We start from the raw sequence: 25278 nt of genomic DNA, 5'->3' as shown, positions 1-25278 counted from the left end.
TGGCCTTAACGGTGTTAAGTTGTCAAGTGTGAGTACGGAACGACGAGCGCCGCTCGACCGCAAGCGCGTCGCGGACACCGCCCTGAGACTCCTGAACGAGGGGGGACTGGAGGGCCTGACCCTGCGCGCCATCGCCAAGGAGCTGGACGTCAAGGCACCCGCCCTGTACTGGCACTTCAAGGACAAACAGGCGCTGCTCGACGAGATGGCGACGGAGATGTACCGCCGGATGACCGAGGCCGCGCCGGTCGACCCCGACGCCACCTGGCAGGAGCGGCTCCTGGCGGCCAACCGCGCACTGCGCGCCGCGCTGCTGAGCTACCGCGACGGTGCCAAGGTCTTCAGCGGCTCACGCTTCACCGGCACTCTGCACGCGGTCGAGATGGAACAGAACCTGCGCCTGCTCACGGACGCGGGCTTCACCCTCGCCCAGGCGGTCCGGGCGGCCACGACGGCCTACCTCTACACCCTCGGGTTCGTCACCGAGGAACAGGGCGTCCAGCCGCTTCCGGGGGAGCGCCGCGCGGGGTACGACGTGGACGACCGCGCCCGCCGGATGGCCGACTTCCCTCTGTCGGCCGCGGCGGGCGCGGAGATGTTCGAGGACTACGACCGGCACTTCGAAGAAGGGCTGGCCCTGGTGATCGCGGGGATCGGGACGCGGTACGGGGTCGGCTGAACCCGCGCGGTGTGCCCTACGGCCGAGACGTCCCCACGGTCGGCCGGGGCTTCGCCAGCGCCGTGCGCAGTTTGGGCGTCAGCCAGTTCTCCACGTACCGGTTAAGCAGCCAGGCCAGGAGCAGCATGCTCGCCGCCGTCAGCAGGAACGTGGCGTACGACGGGATGTGCAGCCCCTGGTGGAGGGCCTTGATGACGACCCAGCCCAGGTGCTCGTGGACGAGGTAGAAGGGGTACGTCAGCGCGCCCGCGACCGTCAGCCAGCGCCAGTTGGCCCAGCGCAGCCAGCCCAGGGCGATCGCGGCGACCGCGACGTAGCCGAAGGTGACGACGAGGACGATGCCGTAGGTGGTGCGGTAGGAGAAGCCGCCTGCCTGCGGGGCGTGCCACAGCCCCTGCACCGCGTAGTGCTGGCCGATCAGCCAGCTCACGGCCACGATGCCCCAGGCGTACACGTCCTTGCGGTCGCGGTGCACCAGGTAGAGGCCGACGCCGCCGATGAAGTACGGCGCGTACTCGGGCATCAGGACGATGTCCAGCAGCGGCATCTTGGCGCCCTGCGCGATGACGTAGGCCAGCGTCCAGCCGGCGCAGAACATGATCACGCGGCGGCGGTTCGCGCCGGGCAGGACGATGCACAGCGCGAAGAGGGCGTAGAAGCGGACCTCCGCCCACAGCGTCCAGCACACGCCCAGCACGCGGTCGACGCCGAGCGGATACTGCAGCATCGTGAAGTTGACCAGGGTGTCGCTCGGCGAGACCGTCTTGAACGCGACCATCGGCAGCGCGAACACCACCGTCACCAGGATGATGGCGGCCCAGTACGCGGGCAGCAGCCGGGAGGCGCGGGAGGCGAAGAACGAGCGCAGCGGGCGGCCCCAGCCGCTCATGCAGATGACGAAGCCACTGATCACGAAGAACACCTGGACGCCCAGGCAGCCGTACGCGAAGTACCCGTGCAGCACGGGGAACTGGTGGCGCGGCGAGCTGCCCCAGGCTTTCGCGACCTCGCCGTCGCGCCCGCCGTAGTGGTACGCGGCCACCATCAGCGCGGCGACCAGCCGCAGTCCGTCCAGTGCGCGCAGCCGCGTCTCCCGGCGCTTGGCCGGTATCGCGGGGGGCGGTGCGTCCGTGGGCGGCAGGACGGTGCGGGCCACGGTGCCCGTGGAGGCCACTTGGACGGCCTCGCGCGAGTCGATCACAGATTTCCCCTCAACGGGACTCAGTGGACCCACAGCACACTAATCCGATTAATAAGGTTTACCTGGCCACCTGACCGACGATTCGCCCGACGGTCCCTACGCGTTCACCTGCACGTCGTTTCGGGTTCCTGGGCCGGTTCGCGCGGCCCGGCCCAGGAACCGGATCAGCGACCCACCGCCCGCTTCAGCGAGCGGGCGCGGCGTGCCACGCGGCGCACGGTGGCGTTGCGCGGGATGAACGCCAACTGCGCCGGGACCGCGCCGGGCAGCGCCAGCGAGGTGAGGCGCTTGCGCTTGAAGTAGCGCCGGGTGTGATGGTTCAGATGCCTGGTCAGGTAGGTCTCGGTGGCCGGGCGCAGGTCCGGGTAGATCTTCGGCTGCATCGCGAAGCCGACGGCCCGGACGAGGTCCGTCAGTTCCGTCACGTCCATGCTCCGGCGCTGCTCGTTGACCGCCGCCTCGTCCGTCAGTTCGGGCAGCAGCGCGTCCACGATCGTGACGGGGACGCGGTTGCTGTTCTCGTACGGCGTGAGACGGTCGAGAAGGGGGCCGGTACCGACGCGGGCGACCGGCAGGCCGTACAGCGCCGACGCGGTGAGCAGCGCGGTGGAGAAGCAGCCGACCACCAGGGCGGGGCGCATCCGCTGGTAGAGCACCTCGGCGAGGACCGGGGTGTCGAGCACGGTGAGGTCGGCGCCGAGCTTCTCGGCCTCCTTCTCCAGCAAGCGCGACCAGCGGGCCGGGGCCGAGGGGTGCGGCTTGAACACCACACGCGTGTGGCCGAGCGCGAGGGCGCCCTTCAGCATCCGTACGTGGAGGTTCTCCTCCTCCTCGGCGGTGAGGATGTCCAGCGCGGAGAGGTACTGGCCGAGCAGGAGGGCCGGTTCGTCGATGAAGGGCAGCTCGTCGCCGGTGTCGACCAGCTCGGCGAGCACCTTCGAGAACGCGTCCGTCGGCACGATCTCCGGCTCGACGCCGAACTCGGTGAGGAGCAGCGGCTTGAGGCCGGGGACGAGGTCCAGGTGGAGCAGGCGGGTCACGCGCGTGCCGACCAGCGGGTCGATCTTGTTGCGGGTGGGGCCGTAGCTCATCAGGCCGTCCGCGTACACGGTGACGGGCGCGCCCATGAAGATCTGCGAGATGCCGAGTGCCGGGTTGACCTGGATCGACTCGACGGCCAGCTCGATGTCGTCGTCGCCGAGGTTCCAGGCGAGCCGCAGATGCCGCTCCCACAGGGGGACGTCGTCGAGCCGCGGGGCCCAGCCGCCCGGGTGGAAGGGGGAGATGGTCTCGTTCCACGAGATCACGTCGTCGAAGCGGCCGCGCAGCTGCTCGAACCCCGGCATCTCGTCGAGGCCGGGCGTCGTCTCGGGCGTCGCCGCGTTGTTGGAGACGAGCAGGATGCGCCGGTCGGCGGGGCGGAAGCAGTCGGTGTCCAGGGCCGCGGCGAGCGTGGCCGTGCCGTACAGCGTGGACGCCATGAAGATCTGGGTGGTCACGCGGCGACCCCCGTGGTGGAAGCCGGACGGCGGCGCAGCCGGCGCAGCCGCGTGGCGCGCTGCACGTCCATCGAGTCGAGGGCGTCGTCGAGCACGTCCTGCGGCATGTTCCGCAGAGCGACGGCGCTCATCGACTTCAGTTTCCGTGCCACTGCCGGCTCGAACCTTTCGATGGATCCCAGATGATGGGAAATAATCGCGCAATAGGTGCGCACGGCCTTGGGCAGGAGTTTTTCGGCGTCGCGGTCCGCCGCGGTTTCCGCCACCACCTGGTCGAACGCGCGAATGAAGTCGAGTTGGCGCACGTCCCCGATCTGGGTGAGGGAGGAGGCCACACCACGCCGGTAGAACACACCGAGAAGCCCCACCGTGGCGAAGGATTCCGCCTCCCGGTGCAGCTTCCAGATCCAGGGCCGGTCCTCGGCCGTCCGCAGGCCGTCGGTGAAGTGCAGCAGCCCCCGGTCGACCAGCCGGCGGTGGTAGATGCCCGCCCAGGCGTAGGCGTAGTCGACGGAGGTGGAGCGGTCGGCGGGCAGTATCGCGTCGCGGGGGTTCAGTACCACTCCGCGCCGGCCGTGCGGGACCCGGTGGATGGTGCGGGCCCGCGCGGTGCACTGGACATGGTCCGTACGGACGAAGTCGCAGCCCAGCTGCTCGATGGAGGCGACAAGTTGTTCGTAATAGCCGGGGGCGAGCCAGTCGTCCCCGTCGAGGAACGTGAGGTATTCGCCGTGCGCCGCGTCGATGCCCGTGTTGCGCGCGGTCGCCAGTCCTCCGTTCTTCTCGTGTCTGACATACACCGCGCCCGGGAGCTCGCGCTCCGCGCGCGCGAGAATGTCCGGAGTCTCGTCTCGTGAACAGTCGTCCACGAGAACGAATTCGAAGTCCTCACGTGCGTTCGCACGCAGGCTCTTCAAGGTGTCGGGTGCATATTGCTGCACGTTGTAGAACGGCACGATGACGGAGAGCTTGACCACCCACGTGACGTTAGGCGGCGGCCCGGCATTCGTCTTGACCGTTGGTGAGATGTCAGGTGAACGACGCGTGGCGAAGCCGTGAACCCAGCTGATTTCCGGCTGGATCACGGCCTGATTCGCCATTCGTCGATGTGCTGTTAACCGTTTGTTGCATTCAGGTTGGGCCGCAACTCGGAATGGCTTCCTAGCGTCTTGGACGTGCCAGCAAGTACCAGGAAGTCCCTGCGGGTCGCCGTTCTCGCGGATTCCGACACCCGGTGGAAATGGGGTTCGCTCACCGCGAATCGCATTTCACCGGCTGAATCGGACATTCTGCTAGACGGTTATCTCCTGCGTGGCCGAGCCACCCCCACCGCCCGCCAGCTCGAAGAAGTCGGCGTCCGCGCGGATTCCCTCCGCGAGGTCACCGCCGTCGAATTCCTGCGCGCCATGGAAGGGGAGCCGTACGACGTCCTCGTCATCGCCCTCGTGGGCGGCGGTGTGCAGGCGATCCTGCACGGCCTGGCCCACGTCTGGGAGGGGCGGAGCAAGCGGCCCGTGGTCGTCACCGGCTATGTCGGCGTCGTCTACGAGAAGCTCGCCGACGGCTTGCTGCTGCGGCACGGCGCGGACCTCGTCCTGGCGAACTCCCGACAGGACGCGGAACGGTTCCGGGCCGTGTACGAGGGAGTGGGCGCCGACGCCTCCTCGGTGACGGAGGTGGCACTGCCCTTCCTGGGCGGCGCCGCCTACGAGAAGCACGACCCGTACACGGTCGTCTTCGCCGCCCAGCCCTCGGTCCCGGAGAACCGCAAGGACCGCACGTACCTGCTGAACCGGCTGATCCAGCACGCCCGCCTCCACCCGGACCGCGAGGTGCTGCTGAAGCTGCGCTCCAAGCCGGGCGAGCACACCACGCACATCGAGGAGCTGCCCTACCAGAAGCTGGCGCAGAAGACCGATCCGCCCGCCAACTTCCGGCTGGTGTACGGCCACATGGGCGAGGTGCTCGACCGCACCGACCTGCTGGTCACCATCAGCTCCACGGCGGCCCTGGAGTCCCTGCACCGCCGCATCCCCACCGTCGTCCTCAGCGACCTCGGGGTGCGCGAGGCGCTCGGCAACCACCACTTCGTGGGCTCCGGCTGCCTCGCCTCCTGGGACCAGCTCGACGCCGGGTACGAGCCGACGCCCGACCCGGCGTGGGTGGCCCGGCAGGGCGTCGCGGCCGACGGCTCGTACGAGACGGCGTTCGACGAGGCGCGCGCCCGGATCACCGGCCTGCTGGCGGCCCCCGGACTGCTGCCCCTCGCCCCCTACTACACGCCCGTCACCGCCCCCGGCTACCTCCCCGGGATCCTCGCCCGCCACCACCTCGCCCCGGACGGCAGCCCGCTGCCCGGCGCCCCCGCGGCCGACAAGGAGCCCAGCCCCGTACGGCAGATCGTCCGCCGGGCGGCCCGCGGCGCCTACCGCCACGGAGTGCAGCGCGTGGCCCCCGTGATCCGGCGGATGGGGGAACTGTGACCACCGCCGATCCCGCAGGCCTTCCGCCGATCCCTCAAGCCTTCCCCGTGTCCCTCGTCAAGGAGAACAGCGCATGACCAACTCGGAAGCGGGTCACGCGGCGCCGGTGCGCCGGGTGCTCGCGGTGATTCCCGCGCGCGGCGGCTCCAAGGGCGTCCCCGCCAAGAACCTCCTGCCGGTCGGCGGAGTGCCGCTGGTGGCCCGCGCGGTGCGCGAGTGCCGGGCGACGCGGCTCGTCACGGACGTCGTGGTCTCCACCGACGACCAGGCGATCGCTGCCGCCGCCCGCGAGGCGGGCGCCGAGGTCGTACTGCGCCCCGCCGCCATCGCCGGTGACACCGCCACCTCCGAGGCCGCCGTCCTGCACGCCCTGGACGCCCACGAGGCGCTGCACGGATCCGCGGTCGACGTGGTCCTGCTCGTCCAGTGCACCAGCCCGTTCATCACGCGGGAGGACATCGACGGGGTTGCCGGGGCGGTCGTCGAGAACGGCGCCGACACCGCGCTGACGGTGGCCAACTTCCACGGCTTCATCTGGCGCGACGCCGCCGACGAGTCCACCGAGGGCGGCAACGGCGTCAACCACGACAAGTCCTTCCGGCCCCGCCGCCAGGACCGGCCCCAGGACCTCCTGGAGACCGGCGCGGCCTACGCCATGGACGCGGCGGGCCTGCGCGAGCACCAGCACCGCTTCTTCGGCCGCACGGAGCTCGTCCGCACCGACCCGGCCCGCGTGCTGGAGATCGACGACCCGCACGACCTCGCCCGCGCCCGCGCGCTGGCCCCTCTCTTCGACGCGAACCGACCCGGTTCGCTCCCGACCGCGGAAGACATCGACGCGGTCGTCCTCGACTTCGACGGCACCCAGACCGACGACAGGGTGCTGATCGACTCCGACGGACGGGAGTTCGTCTCCGTGCACCGCGGGGACGGCCTCGGTATCGCCGCCCTCCGCAAGAGCGGGCTGACGATGCTGATCCTGTCCACGGAACAGAACCCGGTGGTCGCCGCCCGGGCCCGGAAGCTCAAGATTCCGGTCCTGCACGGCATCGACCGCAAGGACCTCGCACTGAAGCAGTGGTGCGAGGAGCAGGGCATCGCGCCTGAGCGCGTGCTCTACGTCGGCAACGACGTCAACGACCTCCCGTGCTTCGCCCTCGTGGGCTGGCCCGTGGCGGTCGCGAGCGCCCACGACGTCGTGCGCGGCGCCGCACGCGCGGTCACCACCGTCCCCGGCGGCGACGGCGCGATCCGAGAGATCGCCAGCTGGATCCTCGGCCCTTCTCTCGACTCCCTCGACAAGTAAGGAACTTCTCCACCATGAGCACCAACTCCCGTCTGCGCCAGTTCGGTTCGAAGACCGCCGGCCCCGGCCACCCCGTCTACGTCGTCGGCGAGATCGGCATCAACCACAACGGCGAGCTCGAGAACGCCTTCAAGCTGATCGACGCCGCCGCCGAGGCCGGCTGCGACGCGGTCAAGTTCCAGAAGCGCACCCCGGAGATCTGCACCCCGCGCGACCAGTGGGACATCGAGCGCGACACCCCCTGGGGCCGCATGACCTACATCGACTACCGCCACCGCGTGGAGTTCGGTGAGGACGAGTACCGCCAGATCGACGAGTACGCCAAGAGCAAGAACATCGACTGGTTCGCCTCCCCGTGGGACACCGAGGCCGTCGCCTTCCTCGAGAAGTTCGACGTCCCCGCCCACAAGGTCGCCTCCGCGTCCCTCACCGACGACGAGCTGCTGCGCTCCCTGCGCGCCACCGGCCGCACGGTCATCCTCTCCACGGGCATGTCGACCCCGAAGCAGATCCGCCACGCGGTCGAGGTCCTGGGCAGCGACAACATCCTGCTCTGCCACGCCACCTCGACGTACCCGGCGAAGGCCGAGGAGCTCAACCTCCGCGTCATCAACACCCTCCAGGCCGAGTACCCGAACGTCCCGATCGGCTACTCCGGCCACGAGACGGGCCTGCAGACCACGCTGGCCGCGGTCGCCCTGGGCGCCACCTTCGTCGAGCGTCACATCACCCTCGACCGCGCGATGTGGGGCTCCGACCAGGCCGCCTCCGTCGAGCCGCAGGGCCTCACCCGCCTCGTCCGCGACATCCGCACCATCGAGGCCTCCCTCGGCGACGGCGTCAAGAAGGTCTACGAGTCCGAGCTCGGCCCCATGAAGAAGCTGCGCCGCGTCACGGGCGTCGTCGCCGAGGCCGAGATCGCCGCGGCCGCGGGCGAGCCGGTCGCGGTCTGAGGTCCTGACCTCCAGAACCCCCCACGCGTTACCTCCCACCTCCCTACGACAACTCCTCACGACAGGACGGTCGTACGTCGATGAGCCCCCGCGCCGGATCCACCGGCCCCCACACTCTCGCCTTCGTCGAGAGTCCGGTACAGCTCCTGAACGTGCTGGAATGGGCACACACCTCTGCCCACCACGGCACGGCGCCCGGCGCGGGGCTCACCCTCGTCGTCCTGTCCCCCAACGACCCGATGACCCGTGGCCAACTGCGCCGCATGGCCGAACTGGCCCGCGACGAGGGCCACTCGGTCCGCTGGGAGGAGGCGCGCGGTGGCACCACGGCGCCCTTCCACACCATCGGCGGCCTCGCCCCGCTGCTGCGCAGGGCCCGCCGCATCGTCATGGGAGACCCGTTCTCCCGCTATGTGCAACTCCTCCTGACCATCACCCGCGCCCCCGACCTCGTCGTGGTCGACGACGGCACGGCGACGATGGAGTTCGTCGCCCAGCTCGCCCGTGGCGAACGACTGGTCCGCTGGCACCGCAAGGGTGGCCGCCCGGGCCCGCGCGACCTGCTCTTCGCCCCGGTGTCCTCCTTGGCCAGGCGCCGGCTGACGCCCAGTGAGCGGCGTACGGTCGAGGTGTTCTCCTCGATGCCGATAGACGAGACCCCGATCGGTGTGCGCGTCACCGCCAACGACTTCTCCTGGACCCGGGCCCGCTTCGGGCCGCCCCGCCTCACCAAGGGCGCGGACCTGGTCGGCACGTCCCTCGTCGAGACGGGTGTCGTCGACGGGGACCGCTATCTCCAGGCGGTCCGCACCCTCGCCAAGTCCCACGGCGCCACCCGCTACTTCGCCCACCGCCGCGAGAGCGTCGAAAAACTCCACCGGCTGGCCGCGGAGACGGGCCTGGAGATCGTCCGCCCCGATCTCCCCCTGGAACTGATCGCCCGCCGCGGCCCCATCGGCCGCACGATCCTCAGCTTCCCCTCCACGGTCGTCCACACGCTGCCGCTGGCCCTGGCCGGCACCGAGGTCCGCGTCGCCGTCTGCGACATCGACCCGGCCTGGCTGACGGAGAACGCCTCTCCGCGCGCCCAGGGCTTCCTGTCCGGGGTGACGGGAACGGCACGGGACGTACACCGGTTGTCGGCGGTGACTTCGGCGTAGGGCAGCCGTGCACCGTCCGGCGAGTCACTGCATGAGACTGATGAAGTCGATCGATCCGGGGTTGAGGTCGAGGTCTCCAGGTTTCGCCGGGCCGTTCTCGTGAGCGGCTCGGCGGAGGTACTGCGGGCGCTGCGGGCCCACGGAACGATTGCGTGGTTCCGGATCTCGGCCGGGGTGGATCCGCTGGATTCCCTCGTCCGCCCGCCCTTGGCCGGCTGGCGCTACGCCGACCCGCAGGACCGGGTACGCCACCGGGCGGGACACAGGAACCCCGAATCTTCTCCACACCGGTTGCACTGAACGGACACGTGCTGTTCGTCAACCATCCATAGGTCGCGCGTTGGACCGACACGATCCAGCCATTGAATCTCCCCGCACGGCACCAATCGGTCGCCGCACGCCTGTTCCGTTTACGCAGTGGGGGGACCACACGTGGCGTCCGCACATGCGGAGTCCGACAGATCGGACTCCGACAGACCCGCGCCCCGGCGGCCGTACGCCGCCCGTGGGCTCGGTGACCGCATCTTCAGGTACCAGCTGACGGCCGCCGGTGTCGTCGTCCTCGCCATCATGGCGGGAGTCGGCCTCTTCCTGCTCCTGAGAGCCGGTCAGGCACTCAAGGCCACCGGCTTCTCCTTCCTCACCACCGCCGAATGGCAGCCGGACGTCCACCGGTTCGGCATCGCGGCCGTCCTCACCGGCACCCTGCTGATCGCCGCCGTCGCGGTGACGCTCTCCGTGCCGCTGGCCGTGGGGACCGCGCTGTTCATCTCCGACGTGGCCCCGCGCAAGCTGCGCCGCACTCTGGTGACGATGGTCGACCTGATGGCGGCCGTACCGTCGGTGGTGTACGGACTGTGGGGGCTGTTCTTCCTCCAGCAGCATGTGATCGGACTGTCGCGCTGGCTGTCCAGCTGGCTCGGCTGGATACCGCTGTTCACGGTGGACGGCGCCCAGCCGGGCGAACCGCTCGCCTCCGACAGCGTCTACACGGCCTCCACCTTCGTCGCCGGGATCGTCGTCGCCCTCATGGTCGCGCCGATCCAGTGCTCGGTGATGCGCGAGGTCTTCGCGCAGGCCCCGGCGGGCGAACGCGAGGGCGCCTACGCGCTCGGCGCCACCCGCTGGGGAATGATCCGCTCGGTCGTCCTGCCGTACGGCAAGGCCGGCATCATCGGCGGCACCATGCTGGGCCTCGGCCGGGCGCTCGGCGAGACGATCGCGGTCTACCTGATCATCTCGCCGGTCTTCACCATCCAGCCGCACATCCTGCAGACCGGCTCGAACTCGGTCTCCTCGCTGATCGCCCTGCACTACGGCGACGCCTCCACCTTCGGCATGTCGGCGCTGATGGCGGCGGGCCTGGCGCTGTTCCTGCTCACCCTGGCGGTCAACTTCACCGCCTCCTCGGTCGTGGCCCGCTCCCGGTCCGGCGCACAGAGCGAGGCATGAGATGACCGTCGTAGAACAGACTCCCGCCCCGACCGCCCCGGCCGCCACCCCTTCGGCCCCCGCGCCGGAGCCCGCCCTGCCCCCCGACCGGCCGCGCCGCATCGGCGGCGTCAGCCGCTCGGGCGTGCTGTCCCTCACCGGCGCCGCCGCCTCCGGGCTGTGCGTGACGATCCTGCTGTACGGCGAACTCGCCCCGTTCTCCGGCGCCTTGGGCTTCACCCTCACCGCCTACCTGTTCTTCCTCGCGATCTACGCGGTGTTGACGGGATTCGAGGAGGACGGGCAGGCCGTACGGGACCGCGTCATGACCGTCGTGCTGTGGACCGCGGCCACACTGCTGTTCCTGGCACTCGTCCTCGTCGTCGGCTTCACCGCCTGGCGCGGCCGGGAGGCGCTGCCGCACGGCAACTTCTTCACCCAGGACATGCAGGCGGCGGGTCCGCTCGACCCGCTGACGAACGGCGGCATCGCCCACGCGATGCTCGGCACCCTCACCATGACCGCCATCGCGCTCGCGATCACGATCCCGCTGGGCCTGGCCTGCGCCGTCTACCTGAACCAGATCCCGGGGCGCTTCTCGCGCTTCGTGCGCACCATCGTCGAGGCGATGACCGCGCTGCCCTCGATCGTGGCGGGCCTCATGGTGTACGCCGTCTGGATCCTTGGCCTCGGCATGCAGAAATCGGGCCTCGCGGCCGGGTTCGCGATCAGCGTGATGATGCTGCCGATCGTGATCCGCGCGTCGGACGTCGTGCTGCGGCTGGTGCCGGGGACCTTGACCGAAGCGGCCGAGGCGCTCGGCGCACCCCGCTGGAGCACCGTCTGGCACGTCGTCCTGCCCACCGCCCGCTCCGGGCTCGCCACCGCCGTCATCCTCGGCACCGCGCGCGGCATCGGCGAGACCTCTCCCGTCCTGCTGACCGCCGGATTCACCGCGGCGCTCAACACCGATCCCACCAGCGGGCCGATGGTGTCCCTGCCGCTGGCCGTCTTCAACTTCGTCAAGTCGCCCCAGCCGACCATGATCGCTCGCGGTTTCGGCGCGGCGGCCGTCCTCATGGCCCTGGTCCTGGTGCTCTTCGTGATCGCCCGTGTGATCGGCGGCCGCGGCCCCGGCCACCAGACCAAACGTCAGGCCCGCCGCACCGCCCGCGCCTCGCGGCAGGACGTGGCGCGCTACGACGAACTGCACGCCCCCGGCCTGTCCCTGTTCCAGGCCGAATCTCCTGCTGAAGCGTCCGCCACAGCCGACCCCACCGCCTCCGGAGAGAACGACTGATGCGCAGCCACCTCCATACCGTCCTCGGGCGCCTGCGCGCCCTTGGGACCCTCGGCGCCCTGCTCGGCATGATCGCCGGGCTGCTGGCCGGGCCCGCGGCGGCGACCGCCACGGCCGAGAGCTACACCCCGGTCGCCGGGGCCGGCTCCACCTGGGCCGAGAACGCCATCGACCAGTGGCGCAAGGCCGTCAACCAGTACGGGATGCGGATCAGCTACGCCGGCAACGGCTCCTCCGACGGCCGCCGCCAGTTCCTCAGCAGCACCGTCGACTTCGCGGTCTCGGACATCCCCTTCCAGACCCACCCCACCGACGGCTCGGCCGCCGAACGCCCGTCGGTCGGCAGCTACGCGTACATGCCGATCGTGGCCGGCGGCACCGCCTTCATGTACCACCTGACCGTCAACGGCAAGCGGGTCACCAACCTCCGCCTCTCCGGAGACGTCGTCACCAAGATCTTCACCGGCGTCGTCAAGACCTGGGACGACCCGGTGATCAAGGCCGACAACCCGGGGCTCCAGCTTCCGCACCGCTCCGTCGTGCCCGTCGTCCGCTCCGACGGCTCCGGCTCCACCGCCCAGTTCACGATGTGGATGGCCAACCAGCACAAGTCGCTGTGGCAGGCGTACTGCGGCAAGGTCGGCCGTTCCGGGGCCTGCGGGCAGACCTCGTACTACCCGACCGTGCCCGGCATGATCGCCCAGAACGGCGACCCGGGCGTGGCGGGCTACGTCGCCCAGAACTACGGCGAGGGCGCCATCGGCTACGTCAACTACTCGTACGCCATCAACGAGGGCTATCCGGTCGCCAAGGTCCTCAACCACGCCGGCTACTACACCGAGCCGACCCCGAAGAACGTCGCCGTCTCGCTCCTCAAGGCGAGGATCAACACGAACAAGAGCTCCGCCGACTACCTCACCCAGCAGCTCGACGGCGTCTACAACGACACCGACAAGCGCAACTACCCGCTCTCCAGTTACTCGTACATGATCCTGCCGCTGCGGGTGCAGGGCATCTTCACCGAGGCCAAGGGCAAGACGCTCGGCGCGTTCTCGTACTACTTCATGTGCCAGGGCCAGCAGCAGATGCCCAAGCTCGGCTACTCGCCCCTGCCCATCAACCTGGTGCAGGCGGGCTTCGACCAGATCCGCCGGATCCCGGGCGTGCAGGCCAAGAACATCAACATCAAGGGCTGCAACAACCCGACCTTCTCCTCCGACGGCCACAACAAGCTCGCCGAGACCGCCCCCTACCCGGCCGCCTGCGACAAGAAGGGCGCACCGGCCTGCACCACCGGCAGCGGCGGCGCCAAGTCGGGTGGCGGCAGCGGGGGTTCGGGGGCGACGGGCGGTACGAGCGGCGGCGGCACGTCGGGCGGTTCCGCGAACGGCGGTACGAGCGGCGGGAGTTCGGGCAGCGGCGGCGGCACGGGCGGCTCGGGCGGCACGGCGGGCGGCAGCGCCCAGCCCGTCGTCGACCCCGACACCGGACAGACCCTGGCGCCCGGCACCGGCGGCGGATCGGGCACCGGCACCGGCGGCGGCACCGCCGCGGACGGCACCATCGCCCTCGCCCAGCCGGTCGCCGTGGCCGGACACAGCGGCTGGACCACCACCCAGACGCTGATGCTGCTCGCCGTGGCCCTGGTGCTCGGGCTGCTGCTCCTGCCGTCCCTCGTCTCACGGGCGATGGCCGGGCGGGGCGGGAACGGCGGGATCGGTGGGGCTGGTGGGGCCGGTGAGGTCGGCCGGAAGGACGACTCGGAGAACCTCACGGACGGGGGCGCGCGATGAAGCGCATACGCAACCTGCTGGTGCGCCTCGTCGCCGGCGCCGCCGTGGGCGCGCTGGCCGGCCTCGCGGTCGCCCAGACCGCCGCGCCCGCGACCGCGGCGAGCGGCGATCAGGCCACCGACTCCGCCGTCACCGTCTCCGGCCGCGGCGAGTTCAAGGACATGAGGTTCACGGTCAGCCAGACCAAGCACCTCACCAGCCAGGCGATCACCGTCTCCTGGACCGGCGGCGCCCCGACGACCCTGGCGGGCACGCTGTTCAACACCGACTTCGTCCAGATCATGCAGTGCTGGGGCGACGACGACGGCACGATCCCCGCCAACCCCGGCCCGTCGCGCACCCAGTGCCAGTACGGCGCCTCCCCGACCACCGACCGGGGCAACTGGCCGGGCAACGAGTACGACGACACCCGCAAGATCTTCTACAGCGCCGACCCCACCAACTACGGCCAGGACGACCGCTACGGCGCCGGCGGCGTCTCCGGACAGGGCGAGGTGCCCTTCAAGTCCGTCGACGGCACCCTGATCACCTCCGGCACCCAGAACAACGCCCTGTACAGCCGCAACACCACCAACGAGGTCGACTTCGCCCGCACCGGCGCCGACGGTCACGGCCAGGAGTTCTTCGAGGTGCAGACCGCCAACGAGGCCCCGCACCTGGGCTGCGGCGTCCCGGTCACGGCGGGCGGCCGCACGACCCCGCGCTCCTGCTGGCTGGTGATCGTCCCGCAGGGCCACCTCGACCTCGACGGAAAGCCGTACGCCGACACCAGCCAGGTCAACGCCGGCTCCCCGGTCTCCTCCACCAACTGGCAGAACCGCGTCGCCGTCAAGCTCGACTTCAACTCGGTCGGCACCAACTGCGCCCTCGGCTCCGACGAACGCGCTACCACCGGCAGTGAACTCGCCGCCGACGCCATGACCAGCTGGCAGGCGGCCCTGTGCGGAACCGGCAAGGTGTTCGGCTACACCGAGCTCGGCGAGCCCGACACCCGCTCCCGCCTCGTCGGCGACGGCTCCTCCGGGCTCGCCTTCACCACCCGCGCCCTCGGCACGGACCCCGGCACGACCGCCCCGACGGACAGCACCGTCTACGCGCCCACCGCGCTCTCGGGCACCGTCATCGGCTTCACCATCGAACGCAGACCCAGGGCCGGAGCCTCCGAAGCGACCCGCCGCCTCGCCGGAACCAAGGTCGACTCCATCGACCTCACTCCCCGGCTGGTCGCCAAGCTGCTCACCGAGTCCTACCGCAACTCCCCCTGGGGAGCGGTCCTCGGCTCCAACGTCGCCAAGGGCTACGGCTGGGCCAAGAACAACCCGGCGGGCCTCGCGAGCGACCCCGAGTTCCTCGCGCTCAACCCCGAGTTCGCGGAGCTGTCCATCCCCGAGACCCCAGCCACCGACACCGATCTGCTGACCTCGCTCGGCCGCACCGACTCGGCCCGCGCCGTCTGGCAGTGGATCGTCTCCGACAAGGAGGCCCGCGGCTTCCTCGCGGGCGTGTCCGACGACTGGGGGATGCGCGTCAACCCGTACTTCAGCACCAACGCGGACCTGAACCCGACCGGTGTCGCCTTCGACCCGGCGAACACGGACACGTACCCCAAGAGCGACCCCTGGTGCACGGTCCCGCCGAACTCCGGCGCCACCGAGGACAACAAGCAGTGCATGATCGACTTCCATCCGTATGTGACGGACATGCACTCCAGCGCCCTGCACACCCGGCGCGCCGACAGCCTGTGGAAGGCGACCTGGGACCCGCTGGCCAGCCCGCCCGCGTACAAGAGCCCCGGCCCGCAGACGGTGGGCTCCCGGTTCGTGATCACCGTCACGGACGCGGCCTCCGCCGTCCGCTACGGACTGCAGACCGCGCGGCTGCGCAACACGGCCGGCACGTTCGTCGCGCCCACGACCGCGTCCCTCACCGCCGCCGCGGCCACCGCGTCCGGTGCCCACGCGGCCGAGATCAGCCCCGCCAAGGCCACCGCGAAGGGCGCCTACCCACTCGCGCAACTCGTGTACGCGGCGGTGCGCCCGGCCAAGCTCGACGCGGCCGCCCGCAAGGCCTACGCGGCGCTGCTGACGTACGCCGCCGGCACCGGCCAGATCCCCGGCGCGGACCCCGGCCTGCTCCCGGCCGGCTACGCCCCGCTGTCGAAGGCACAGCGCGCGAAGACGACGCATGCCGCCGACGCCCTCGTCCACTACACCGGGCCGTCCGCCACCGACGGCGGCTCCTCCGGCGGGACCTCCGGAGGATCGAGCGGCGGTACGGGGGGCACGGGTGACTCCGGCGGTACGTCGACCGGGGGCGGCACCGACGACACCGGCGGCACGGCCGACTCCGGCGGTGCGGCGTCCGGCGGCGGGAGCGCGAGCCCCACGCCCAGTGGCGCGCCCTCGTACGACGGCGGCAAGGCCGTCGCGACCACCGCCCAGGGCACCACACCGGCCGACCCCGCGAACGCGCTGCGCTACGCCGTCCCGGTCGGCGCCGCGCTCGGCGCCGCGGCCGGGCTCGGCGCGCCCTTCGCGGGCGGCGGCAGGCTCCGCTTCCCGCTGCGTGTGCCGCTGCCCGGCGGCCGCGCCCTGACCATCCCCGCCCCCACTTTCCCGGAACGGCTGCGCAGGCTGCTGCCCCCGGGACGGGACTGAGCCCCGTGCCCGGCCCGCCGGGCCGTGGCTCTCGGCCAGGGAGTCCGGCCCGCCGGGCTGAGGCTCTCGGCACAGGGGAGTCCGGCCCGCCGGGCTGAGGCTCCTGGATGACGGAGTCAAGCCCTTCTGGGCCCACGCTCCCGTACGACGGGGGCCGGCCTGCCGGGCCTGGGTCTTCGAGCAGGGGAGTCCAGGTCCACCGGGCTCGGGCTCCCGAACCACGGAGTCCGGCCCACCGGCCGCGGCTCCCGAACCACGGGGCCGGGGCCTGCCGGGCCGAGGCTCCCCGAGGAGAGAGCCCTGCCCGCCGGGCCAGGGCTCCATGACGACGGAGTCAGGTCCCTCCGGGCCAGGGCTCCATGACGACGGAGTCAGGTCCCCCCCGGGCCAGGGCTCCACGACGACGGAGTCAGGTCCGACCGGGCCGGGGCTCCCCACAGACGGCCGCCCGCCCCGAAAGGCAGTGGGGGCGGGCGGCCTGACCCCCCACCCTGCCAGATCCACCCACGCAGAACCGCCGTACAACCGACGCTCAACCACAGGAGAACCTCGATGCGCACAACGCGCCTCACCGCGGCCATGGTCGCCGCAGCCGTGGTGTCCGGCACGCTGGCTCTCGCGAGCCCGGCGTCCGCCGACCCCACCCCCGCCGGGACCTTCCGCCAACTTGTCGGCGTGGGTTCCGACACCACCCAGGACGTCCTCAACGCCCTCGCCGGTGACATCGTCAACGGCAAGAGCTACGCCGACACCGCCGTGAAGGCGGGCGACGCGGGCATCGCCTCGTACGACGCGTTCGTGCCCGGCGCCGCCACCTCCACCATCCAGACGCGCTCCGGCGGCCCGACCTTCCTGCGCCCCAACGGGTCCGGCCCGGGCCGCGCCGCCCTCAGCATGTCGCTGACGGGTGACAAGTTCCCGAACGCGACCGGTGTCGCCGTCAAGGGACAGGTCGACTTCGCCCGCTCCTCCGGCGGCCCGAGCACCTCCGGCAACACCCTCACCTACATCCCGTTCGCCCGGGACGCGGTGGGCGTCGCCGTCCGCGGCTCGGCCCTCGACACCCTGACGGTCGACCAGCTGCACGACATCTACACCTCTGGCGACACCCGCCTGAAGGTGCTGAAGGGCCAGACCCTGCACGCGGTCCTCCCGCAGGCCGGCTCCGGCACCCGCAAGTTCTTCCTCGCGGCGATCGGCCTGACCGAGACCACGGTCTCCTCGGAGATCCCGACCGTCCAGGAGAACCAGGGCAACGCCGCGCTCACCGAGGACGGCGCGCTCGTCCCGTTCTCCGTGGGCAGCTGGATCGCCCAGAACAACGGCATCGCCCCCGACTACAGCAAGACCGCGGTCGCCGCCGGAGCCCACCTGGCCAGTGTCCAGCTGCCCGGCGACACCGGCGCCACCAGCCCGGTGACCACGGTGAACGGCAAGCTCACCCCGGTCGGCGGCTACTTCGAGAACGCCACCTTCGGCCGCGACGTCTACAACGTCGTCCCGAGCCGCGCGATCGACCCCTCCAGCGTCTTCTTCGACAAGGCGCTGTACGACGTCTTCGTCACCAGCGGCACCCACGAGGCGGCCCTCGCCACCGACACCGCCGAGAAGGTCATCGCCGACTTCGGCTTCCTGAACGAGTCGTACAACGGCTCGGTCAACCCGGCCAAGCACGCCAAGCTCGGCGGCCTGGAAGTGTCCGGCATCGACACCGCGACGCCGTCCGCCCCCGCCCTGAAGGCCACTCCCGGCGACGCGAGCCTCAAGCTGACCTGGACCGCCCCCACCCCCGCGCCCGCGCTGCCCGTCACCGACTACCGCGTCACGCTGACCGGTTCGGACGGCGCCGTCGTGGCCGTCAAGGACGTCCCGGCCACCACCACGTCGTACAGCTTCACCGGCCTGGCCCTCGGCACCTACACCGCCTCGGTCTCCGCCGCCAACCTCAACGGCAACGGCAACGCGGCCTCCTGGACCGGCGCCGTCAAGTACACCAGCGCCGTGAAGGCCGCCGCCGCCACGACCGCGTACGGCAAGACCCCGAAGGTCGCCGTCACCGTCACCGACTCGCACGGCGTCGTCCCGAGCGGCAAGGTGACCGTCAAGGACGGCACCACCACGCTCGGCACCGGCACCCTGGGCAGCTCCGGCATGGTCATCATCGGCCTGTCCAACCACCTCAAGGTCGCCACGCACACCCTGTCGGTGTCCTACGGCGGCAGCACCAAGCTCAACGCCTCCGCCACGACCGCCAAGCTGACGATCACCAAGGCGACCCCGTCGGTCAGCTCCACCGCGCCCACGTCGATCAGCCACACCGGCCGCGCCAAGGTCGGCGTGAAGGTCACCGCGACCGGCACCACGCCGACCGGCACGGTCCGCGTCTACGAGGGCTCCCGGGTGATCGCCACCGGCACGCTGAGCGGCGGCAAGGTGACCATCACCCTGCCCAAGCTGAGTCGTGGCAAGCACACCATGCACGTGTACTACACGGGCTCCACGACGGTGAACTCGAAGAACGGCGCGATCTTCACCATCAAGTCCACCTGACGCACCACCCGTCGGGGAGGCCGCGACGGCGGTCTCCCCGACGGCCCCACCAGTGAAGCCATACCAGTGAAGCCATACCAGTGAAGCCATACCAGTGAAGCCATGGAAGGAGACGCGTCGCCGTGACGGTCGCCGTACAGACCACGCTCACCACGCCCGTACCGCGGCTGGGCGTTCGGGGAGTCACCGCCGTCCGGCACCTCGCCCGGGGCGGTCTGCTCACCCTGGCCGCCCTGCTGCTCGGCCTCACCGCCCAGCTGCTGCTCGTCAGCGGCATCCAGGAACGGGCCGCGCAGCATGCCTCGTACGACGCACTGCGCACCCAACTCGCCCTCGGCACCGCCCCGGTGGCCCAGATCGACCAGCAGGGCAGACTGCTCGCGCCCGGCACACCGGTCGCCCTCATCGACATCCCCGCCGTCGACGTCCACCAGGTCGTCCTGGAGGGCACCGACTCCGCCGTCCTCACCGACGGCCCCGGCCACCGCCGGGACACCCCACTGCCCGGACAGTCCGGCACCAGCGTGCTGATGGGCCGGGCCGCCGCCTACGGGGGTCCCTTCGGCCGTCTCGACCAGCTCGCCGCGGGCGACACGTTCACCGTGACCACCGGCCAGGGCAAGGCGAAGTACCAGGTGCTCGGTGTACGACGGGCCGGCGACCCGGCGCCCGCCGCCGTGGCCTCCGGCAAGGGCCGCCTGGTCCTCGTCACGGCCACCGGCCCGCACTTCATGCCCGGCGGGGTGCTGCGCGTCGACGCCGACCTGATCTCCACCCCCGCCCAGACCCCGGCGGCCGTCATCCGCTCCGGAACGCTCCCGGAGTCCGAACAGCCCCTCGCGCACCCCTCCGGCGTGCCGTGGCCGCTGGTCATGTGGCTCCAGGCGCTGGTGGCCGCCGCCGTCGCCGCGGTGTGGACCTGGCACCGCTGGGGCCGGCACCAGACGTGGATCGTGTTCGCCCCCGTGGTCGCGGTCCTGGGCCTCCAGGTGGCCGTCCGCACCACGGAATTGCTGCCCAACCTGCTGTGAACTCTCCTGTGAACTCCCCGTGACCCGCCACTCTTACGAGCAAGACGAGGTGCCCGACGTGACCGATGCGACCGCTACCCCCGATACGACGGTGGCCGACACCGTAGTCCTGCCGCCCCTCGCGTCCGTCGCGCCCATCGAGCCCGGCGCGGCGGTGGGGACCGCGCGGGGAGCCGCGAAGGGGGCCGTCGCTCCCGCGACCCTCGAAGCCCGCGCCGTCTCGGCCTGGTTCGGCAGCCACCAGGTGCTGCAACAGGTCTCCCTGACGATGCCCGCCGGGCAGGTCACCGCCCTGATCGGCCCTTCCGGCTGCGGCAAGTCGACGTTCCTGCGCACGCTCAACCGGATGCACGAGCTGATTCCCACGGCCGCGATGGGCGGCGAGGTGCTCTTCGACGGCGAGGACATCTACGCCCCCGAGCGCCGCCTGACCGACGCCCGCCGCAGGATCGGCATGGTCTTCCAGAAGCCCAACCCGTTCCCCGCCATGTCGATCTACGACAACGTGGTGGCGGGTCTGCGCCTGACGGGCACGCGCGTCGGCCGTCGCGAGAAGGACGAGCTGGTCGAGGAGAGCCTGACCAGGGCCGGCCTGTGGAAGGAGGTACGGGACCGACTCCGCCAGCCCGGCGGCGCGCTCTCCGGCGGCCAGCAGCAACGCCTGTGCATCGCCCGCGCCCTGGCCGTACGTCCCCAGGTGCTGCTGATGGACGAACCGTGCTCGGCGCTCGACCCCACGTCCACCCGCCGGGTCGAGGAGACCATCCACGAACTCGCGGGCCAGGTGACCGTGGTGATCGTCACCCACAACATGCAGCAGGCGGCTCGCGTCTCGCAGCAGTGCGCGTTCTTCCTCGCCGAGCAGGGCACCCCCGGCGGCATCGTCGAACACGGTCCCACCGAACACATCTTCGGCACCCCTGAGGATCAGCGCACGGCGGACTATGTGGCGGGCCGCTTCGGCTGACATCCTCGGCTTCCGTGATGATCAGACGCCGTACTCTCCTGACCGCGCTCGCGACCACCCCCGTCCTGAGCGGCGTCGCGGTGACCACGACCGCCACGCCCGCGGCAGCCGCCGAACAGGCCTCGAACACGGCCCTGTACGCCAACCCCGCCTGGACGGAGGGAACGGACTGGGGCCGCCGCTCCAGACGCCACCTGATCGACGACCAGAGCAGGACCGACCGCGCCCCCTTCCTCCGCTCCACGGTCATCGCCCCGCACGGCGGCGGCATCGAAGGGGGCACCTCGGAACTCTGCCTGGCGATAGCCGGTTACCACCCCGCCGACCTCGCACCCACCCCGGTGGCCGGCCCGGTGCACGACTTCTGGATGTTCGAGGGCCTGATGAGCAGTGGAAACGGGGCACTGCACGTCACCTCCACCCACTGCGACGACACGATCGCCCGCTCCCTGTGCGCGGGCAGCCTCAACGTCCTCTCCCTCCACGGCTGCAAGCCGGAGCAGGCGGGCCTGGAACCAGGCGCCGCGACCGTCCTCGTGGGCGGCCTCAACCCCGCCTTCCGCCAGTACCTGATGGAGGAGTTCACCGCGGCCGGCATCCGCGCGGTGACGGCCTCGGGGGAGGAGGAGATCGCGGGCATCGACCCGGACAACATCTGCAACCGCACACTCCTCGGCATGGGCGCCCAGCTGGAGATGACCACGGCCCTGCGCACCGCGATGTTCGCCGCCGACAAGAACACGATCGCCGACCGCGCCACCAACCTCCTCCCGCCCTTCTGGACCTTCACCGCCGCGACCCGCAAGGCGATCGACCGGGTGGAGGCGGGGCAGACGGTGCTGTGACCGTCCCCTCACCGAACCCGACCGCCGAAAGGGAGCCGCGATGCCGACGCCGGATGCTCGGGCCTGGGCCGAGGCGCTCAGCATGTACGAGCGGCGGTACTCGTACGTGTTGGTGGGGCCCCGCGCCCACCAGGACTGGGTGCGGGACGTCGCGGCAGTCATGCGCCGGGAGGTGACGGATCCACGGTCCTGGAGGTGGCTCGATGTCGACGAAGGCGAGGAGGAACGGCTGGAGGAGCCGTTCTTCCCCTTCGTCCTGCCGCCCTCCGCTCCGCAAGGCGCGGCCGCGTGGCGGCGCGGACTGCGGACGGTGCCCCGGACATCGGTGGAAAGACTGCTGGTCATGCTGTCCACCACATGGCTGGACGTCCCGCGCGAACGCGCCCGCAATGACTTCGAGACCCGTCGTCCCGAACTGGAGCGGAAGGCCCGGGTGATCCTCTCCCGCTTTCCGGAGGAGACGTCCTTCCACACGAACACCGGGTACCCGAGAGCGAGTACTGACAGCCGCACCGACGCCCCGGACTTCTACGAGGCGACCACCGGCTGTACCCCTCTCTCCCAGTACGACTGGGACCTCGGCCTGATCGCGGTCTCCGGGACCGAACTCGGCCTCTTCTGGTCCTTCGACGCCACCTGAAACCTCGTAAGATTCTTGGGCGTACGTGACGTGCGATGCCGATGTGACGGGGGCGGAGGTACGGCATGAGAGTGCACGGAGCAGGCGGGGGACAAGGAGGCGGTAGCCCCGACCTGAGGGTGTCAGGGCAGAGCCTGACGAAGCTGGCTGACGACCTCGACGACATGCAGGACCACTTGGACCAGCAGGTCAAGCGCATGGACTCGATCGTCGACCGCATCGAGGCGGGCTGGCGGGGCCCGGCGGCGACGGCGTACCGCGAGTTCCACCGGGCGGCGACCGAGGACGCCGTACGCATCCGCGAAGTGATGAAGCTGCTGGAGCAGGCCGTACGGCTGAGCCGCGACGGTTTCAGCGAGCGCGACCTGGACGTGCTCGAGCAGATGCGGCGGATCCAGGTGGACATCGACAGCGAGGTAGACAGACTCTCCACGCCGAATCCGGCGGCAGGGGCGAAGGGTGAGTCGCCACCGGCGCGCAGCAGCCTCGACTCCTTCTGATTCCGACGTTCCTAGAGAATCGCCAAGTACTCGTTTCGCACCCGCTGTTGCCGACACCAAGGGGGATCATGCCGACCGGGGCCACCGACGACGACCACATAGCCGTCTCCTTCGCCACGCTCCACGACCTCGCCGCAGAACTGGAAGACATCCTCAAGCAGCTCAACGGCAAGCTCGACGACCTCTACGACCGCGCGGAACCCGTTGTCCTGTCATGGAAGGGCGAGGCCCGCGAGGTCTTCGTCGAGAAGCTCGACGAGTGGGACCGCTCGGCGCAGGACCTCCAGGCGGCCCAGAAGTGGCTGCACGAGTACGTGACCACCGGCCACGCCAACTATGCGGCGGCGCACCGGGCGGTGCTGCGGGGCTGGGGAGGTGCCTGATGGCAACGCCCTCACCGTTGCCCTCAACCACGCCCCCGGCCACCACCGGCAACGGCTCGCTGCCCACCCCGTCGTCCGGCTCGGGCGCGCCCCCTGCCCCTTCTCCCGGTTCCCTCAAGGACCCCCAGGGCAAGGACATTTCGCAGCAGGACACAGGCGCGGCACGGCGCCAACGCTCCGACGAACTGGCGGCGATGAAGCCCGCCGCGCCGGGCAACGCCGTCGGCTTCGACGTCCAGCCGAAGCACGTGTACTACGCGTCGTACGTACTGCGGAACGCCCAGTACGACTTCGCGGACCGGGCCAAGAGTCTCGTCGACACCCTGGACGGGTACGCGCACGCGGCGGGCTGCGGATCGGGCCCGGAGGCCTTCGCCAAGGCGTACGCCGAGACCGCCGCTCTCTTCCTCGATGCGTGGGACAGGGCTACGGAGGGCGTCGGCGGCGCGGCCGTGGGCCTCACGGTGACGGCCAACAACTACGCGGAGGCAGAGCACGCCACCAATGTCCTGACCCCGGCCGTGGTGAAGAAGAGCCCGCCGGCCGTCCTCAAGAAGGCCGGCGCGGGCGGCCCGGTCGCCGAACTCGGCTGGGGCAACGCTCCCGCCGAGGACGGCTGGGGCAACGCGATCATCGACGACGTCTCCGGCGTGGTGAGCTGGGTCGGAGACCACATTCTGCGCCCGGTCCTCAAGTACGCGCTGCAGCATGGGAAGGTCTCCGACATCACGCCCGGCGGCGACGACGTCGAACTTCCGAAGATCGCGCAGGCCTGGCGCCAGGCGTGTACAGATGCCAAGAAGTCCGCGGACGCCTTCGATGACGCGATCGCCTACATCACCAATCCCGCCGCGGGGAACGACGAGTGGCAGGGCGCGATGAAGCAGTTCTGCTCGGCGATCTGGGGAACGTCGGACTGGGGCAAGGAGCACCACGGCTACAAGTGGGCCCACAAGGACGGTCAACAGCCCGCGCTGGATGTCCTCCAGGACACCGCACGCGCCATCGCGACCGCGTGCGACGGAGTCAGCGCCGAAGTGACGAAGATCAGGTCCACGATCACTGACGTCTACAAGGATGCCGCGGCGAAGACTTTCGCGGTGAAAGGAGTCATGGATGCCCTGGAAAAGCTCGGCGAACTCCCCGAGTTGGCAGCGGAGTTCATCTCTAACATCGACACAGGCCGCCTCAACCATGCCGTCGACTCCTACAACAGTGAGATGCACAGGTACGGGGACGACTTAACCAATCTCAAGGACGCATTGGAAGAGGCCGAACGTAGTGTGCCCACGTATGCCGCCGAGGAGGCACGGGCTGAGTCATTCGGTGCGCGATCGCTGAACGAATTCAAGACGGAGCACAAATACATCAGGGACGGGGACGAGCAGAACCACTTCTACGCCTTGGACTTGGCGAGCCAGGAGGGAATTCACGACAGCCACGTCATCGACAAACACGTTGGCAAGACGGACGAGCAGCTTGCGCAACGCCTCAGGGATCAGCAGATACTGCGTGACGGGACGGTGAGGCCCGTAGCCGCGTCCAGCTTCACGAATATGGCCTCCGCCCAGCGATTCACCCAGGAAGCAATGGACGACGTCGGGAATGCGGAGAAGATTGAAAACTGGTTGAGAAGGTTGGAAAATAACCCGAATGAAAGATCGACGCTCAACTTGTCTCTTTCCTTCAATGATGTGACCGGCCGGACGGTCCTGCGGAGCGAGTACGATCAGAAGGGCCTGAGCGCTCAGGGCGCCGACGTGCACAGTGTCGAAGTGGTGCTGCGCTACAAACAAGCCGTAGAACCGAAGTTTGTAGTCCTCACCTCCATGCCCACGACGCCGTGAGCCGTCAGTGCGGGTTTCGTGAGCGTTCAAGAAGAAGCAAGGAAGGTGTCGCC

20 protein-coding genes are annotated in these 25278 nt (G+C 70.3%); 17 read left to right on the top strand and 3 right to left on the bottom strand.

The window, feature by feature from the left end; translation table 11 throughout:
- The first annotated feature begins 28 nt into the window (after window positions 1-28).
- A complete protein-coding gene (locus KVT44_RS38050) occupies window positions 29-679 on the top strand; it encodes a TetR/AcrR family transcriptional regulator C-terminal domain-containing protein (protein WP_099920994.1) in 651 nt (216 codons plus the stop codon).
- 16 nt (window positions 680-695) lie between these two features.
- On the opposite strand, the gene KVT44_RS38045 is transcribed toward KVT44_RS38050, so the two are convergent.
- The 3 genes from KVT44_RS38045 to KVT44_RS38035 form a co-directional block, all read right to left on the bottom strand.
- Window positions 696-1820, bottom strand: coding sequence for an acyltransferase (locus tag KVT44_RS38045; RefSeq protein ID WP_254650481.1), 1125 nt, complete (start codon window positions 1818-1820; stop codon window positions 696-698).
- Between the two features lie 224 nt (window positions 1821-2044).
- Entirely contained in the window at window positions 2045-3379 is a 1335-nt protein-coding gene (locus KVT44_RS38040; RefSeq protein WP_217572113.1) for an alpha-2,8-polysialyltransferase family protein, read from the bottom strand.
- Window positions 3376-4356 (bottom strand): glycosyltransferase family 2 protein, encoded by a 981-nt coding sequence (locus tag KVT44_RS38035; RefSeq protein ID WP_054233676.1) that lies wholly within the window; start codon window positions 4354-4356, stop codon window positions 3376-3378. The genes KVT44_RS38040 and KVT44_RS38035 overlap by 4 nt, the downstream gene beginning before the upstream one ends.
- A gap of 198 nt (window positions 4357-4554) precedes the next feature.
- Between KVT44_RS38035 and KVT44_RS38030 the strand changes: the two genes are divergently transcribed.
- The 16 genes from KVT44_RS38030 to KVT44_RS37955 all read left to right on the top strand — a co-directional run bounded on the left by KVT44_RS38030 (window position 4555) and on the right by KVT44_RS37955 (window position 25225).
- Window positions 4555-5862: a DUF6716 putative glycosyltransferase gene (locus KVT44_RS38030; RefSeq protein WP_217572111.1), complete on the top strand. Its 1308-nt coding sequence runs from the start codon at window positions 4555-4557 to the stop codon at window positions 5860-5862.
- 73 nt (window positions 5863-5935) lie between these two features.
- Window positions 5936-7168, top strand: a complete 1233-nt coding sequence (locus KVT44_RS38025) for an N-acylneuraminate cytidylyltransferase (protein WP_075028355.1) — start codon at window positions 5936-5938, stop codon at window positions 7166-7168.
- 14 nt (window positions 7169-7182) lie between these two features.
- Window positions 7183-8121, top strand: coding sequence for an N-acetylneuraminate synthase family protein (locus tag KVT44_RS38020; RefSeq protein WP_099920991.1), 939 nt, complete (start codon window positions 7183-7185; stop codon window positions 8119-8121).
- Between the two features lie 80 nt (window positions 8122-8201).
- Window positions 8202-9281, top strand: a complete 1080-nt coding sequence (locus tag KVT44_RS38015; RefSeq protein WP_217572109.1) for a hypothetical protein — start codon at window positions 8202-8204, stop codon at window positions 9279-9281.
- Between the two features lie 432 nt (window positions 9282-9713).
- Window positions 9714-10733: a phosphate ABC transporter permease subunit PstC gene (pstC, locus tag KVT44_RS38010; RefSeq protein WP_229888977.1), complete on the top strand. Its 1020-nt coding sequence runs from the start codon at window positions 9714-9716 to the stop codon at window positions 10731-10733.
- Between the two features lies 1 nt (window position 10734).
- Entirely contained in the window at window positions 10735-12012 is a 1278-nt protein-coding gene (gene pstA / locus KVT44_RS38005) for a phosphate ABC transporter permease PstA (protein ID WP_217572107.1), read from the top strand.
- The gene (locus tag KVT44_RS60190; RefSeq protein ID WP_217572105.1) at window positions 12012-13805 is read left to right on the top strand and encodes a substrate-binding domain-containing protein; all 1794 of its coding nucleotides are present in this window, start codon (window positions 12012-12014) and stop codon (window positions 13803-13805) included. Before pstA ends, KVT44_RS60190 begins: the two co-directional genes overlap by 1 nt.
- Complete coding sequence (locus tag KVT44_RS37995; protein ID WP_217572103.1) at window positions 13802-16462, top strand: hypothetical protein; 2661 nt, start codon at window positions 13802-13804, stop codon at window positions 16460-16462. The genes KVT44_RS60190 and KVT44_RS37995 overlap by 4 nt, the downstream gene beginning before the upstream one ends.
- Before the next feature lie 552 nt (window positions 16463-17014).
- Window positions 17015-19012: an Ig-like domain repeat protein gene (locus KVT44_RS37990; RefSeq protein WP_217572101.1), complete on the top strand. Its 1998-nt coding sequence runs from the start codon at window positions 17015-17017 to the stop codon at window positions 19010-19012.
- A gap of 122 nt (window positions 19013-19134) precedes the next feature.
- The gene (locus KVT44_RS37985; RefSeq protein WP_217572099.1) at window positions 19135-20043 is read left to right on the top strand and encodes a sortase; all 909 of its coding nucleotides are present in this window, start codon (window positions 19135-19137) and stop codon (window positions 20041-20043) included.
- Window positions 20044-20287: 244 nt separating this feature from the next.
- The gene (locus KVT44_RS37980) at window positions 20288-21010 is read left to right on the top strand and encodes a phosphate ABC transporter ATP-binding protein (RefSeq protein ID WP_306459636.1); all 723 of its coding nucleotides are present in this window, start codon (window positions 20288-20290) and stop codon (window positions 21008-21010) included.
- A gap of 17 nt (window positions 21011-21027) precedes the next feature.
- Window positions 21028-21855 carry a poly-gamma-glutamate hydrolase family protein gene (locus tag KVT44_RS37975; RefSeq protein WP_217572097.1) on the top strand — a complete coding sequence of 276 codons (828 nt, stop codon included), beginning with the start codon at window positions 21028-21030 and terminating at the stop codon, window positions 21853-21855.
- A gap of 40 nt (window positions 21856-21895) precedes the next feature.
- Window positions 21896-22495: a hypothetical protein gene (locus KVT44_RS37970; protein ID WP_217572095.1), complete on the top strand. Its 600-nt coding sequence runs from the start codon at window positions 21896-21898 to the stop codon at window positions 22493-22495.
- 65 nt (window positions 22496-22560) lie between these two features.
- Window positions 22561-22995, top strand: coding sequence for a WXG100 family type VII secretion target (locus tag KVT44_RS37965; RefSeq protein ID WP_217572093.1), 435 nt, complete (start codon window positions 22561-22563; stop codon window positions 22993-22995).
- Between the two features lie 68 nt (window positions 22996-23063).
- Window positions 23064-23378, top strand: a complete 315-nt coding sequence (locus KVT44_RS37960) for a WXG100 family type VII secretion target (RefSeq protein WP_217572091.1) — start codon at window positions 23064-23066, stop codon at window positions 23376-23378.
- Window positions 23379-23572: 194 nt separating this feature from the next.
- Complete coding sequence (locus KVT44_RS37955) at window positions 23573-25225, top strand: RNase A-like domain-containing protein (RefSeq protein WP_217572089.1); 1653 nt, start codon at window positions 23573-23575, stop codon at window positions 25223-25225.
- Window positions 25226-25278 lie beyond the last annotated feature (53 nt).

Source organism: Streptomyces sp. GbtcB7 (assembly GCF_019091445.1).
In the GTDB taxonomy this organism is placed as follows: Bacteria; Actinomycetota; Actinomycetes; order Streptomycetales; family Streptomycetaceae; genus Streptomyces; species Streptomyces mirabilis.
This window is presented reverse-complemented; position numbering and strand designations above follow the sequence as displayed.

Bases quoted from the DNA above. Each gene is read 5' to 3' on its own strand.
- KVT44_RS38025 (WP_075028355.1), top strand. From the start codon at position 5,936: ATGACCAACTCGGAAGCGGGTCACGCGGCGCCGGTGCGCCGGGTGCTC.
- KVT44_RS38020 (WP_099920991.1), top strand. From the start codon at position 7,183: ATGAGCACCAACTCCCGTCTGCGCCAGTTCGGTTCGAAGACCGCCGGC.
- KVT44_RS38015 (WP_217572109.1), top strand. From the start codon at position 8,202: ATGAGCCCCCGCGCCGGATCCACCGGCCCCCACACTCTCGCCTTCGTC.
- pstA (WP_217572107.1), top strand. From the start codon at position 10,735: ATGACCGTCGTAGAACAGACTCCCGCCCCGACCGCCCCGGCCGCCACC.
- KVT44_RS60190 (WP_217572105.1), top strand. From the start codon at position 12,012: ATGCGCAGCCACCTCCATACCGTCCTCGGGCGCCTGCGCGCCCTTGGG.
- KVT44_RS37995 (WP_217572103.1), top strand. From the start codon at position 13,802: ATGAAGCGCATACGCAACCTGCTGGTGCGCCTCGTCGCCGGCGCCGCC.
- KVT44_RS37990 (WP_217572101.1), top strand. From the start codon at position 17,015: ATGCGCACAACGCGCCTCACCGCGGCCATGGTCGCCGCAGCCGTGGTG.
- KVT44_RS37975 (WP_217572097.1), top strand. From the start codon at position 21,028: ATGATCAGACGCCGTACTCTCCTGACCGCGCTCGCGACCACCCCCGTC.
- KVT44_RS37970 (WP_217572095.1), top strand. From the start codon at position 21,896: ATGCCGACGCCGGATGCTCGGGCCTGGGCCGAGGCGCTCAGCATGTAC.
- KVT44_RS37965 (WP_217572093.1), top strand. From the start codon at position 22,561: ATGAGAGTGCACGGAGCAGGCGGGGGACAAGGAGGCGGTAGCCCCGAC.
- KVT44_RS37960 (WP_217572091.1), top strand. From the start codon at position 23,064: ATGCCGACCGGGGCCACCGACGACGACCACATAGCCGTCTCCTTCGCC.
- KVT44_RS37955 (WP_217572089.1), top strand. From the start codon at position 23,573: ATGAAGCCCGCCGCGCCGGGCAACGCCGTCGGCTTCGACGTCCAGCCG.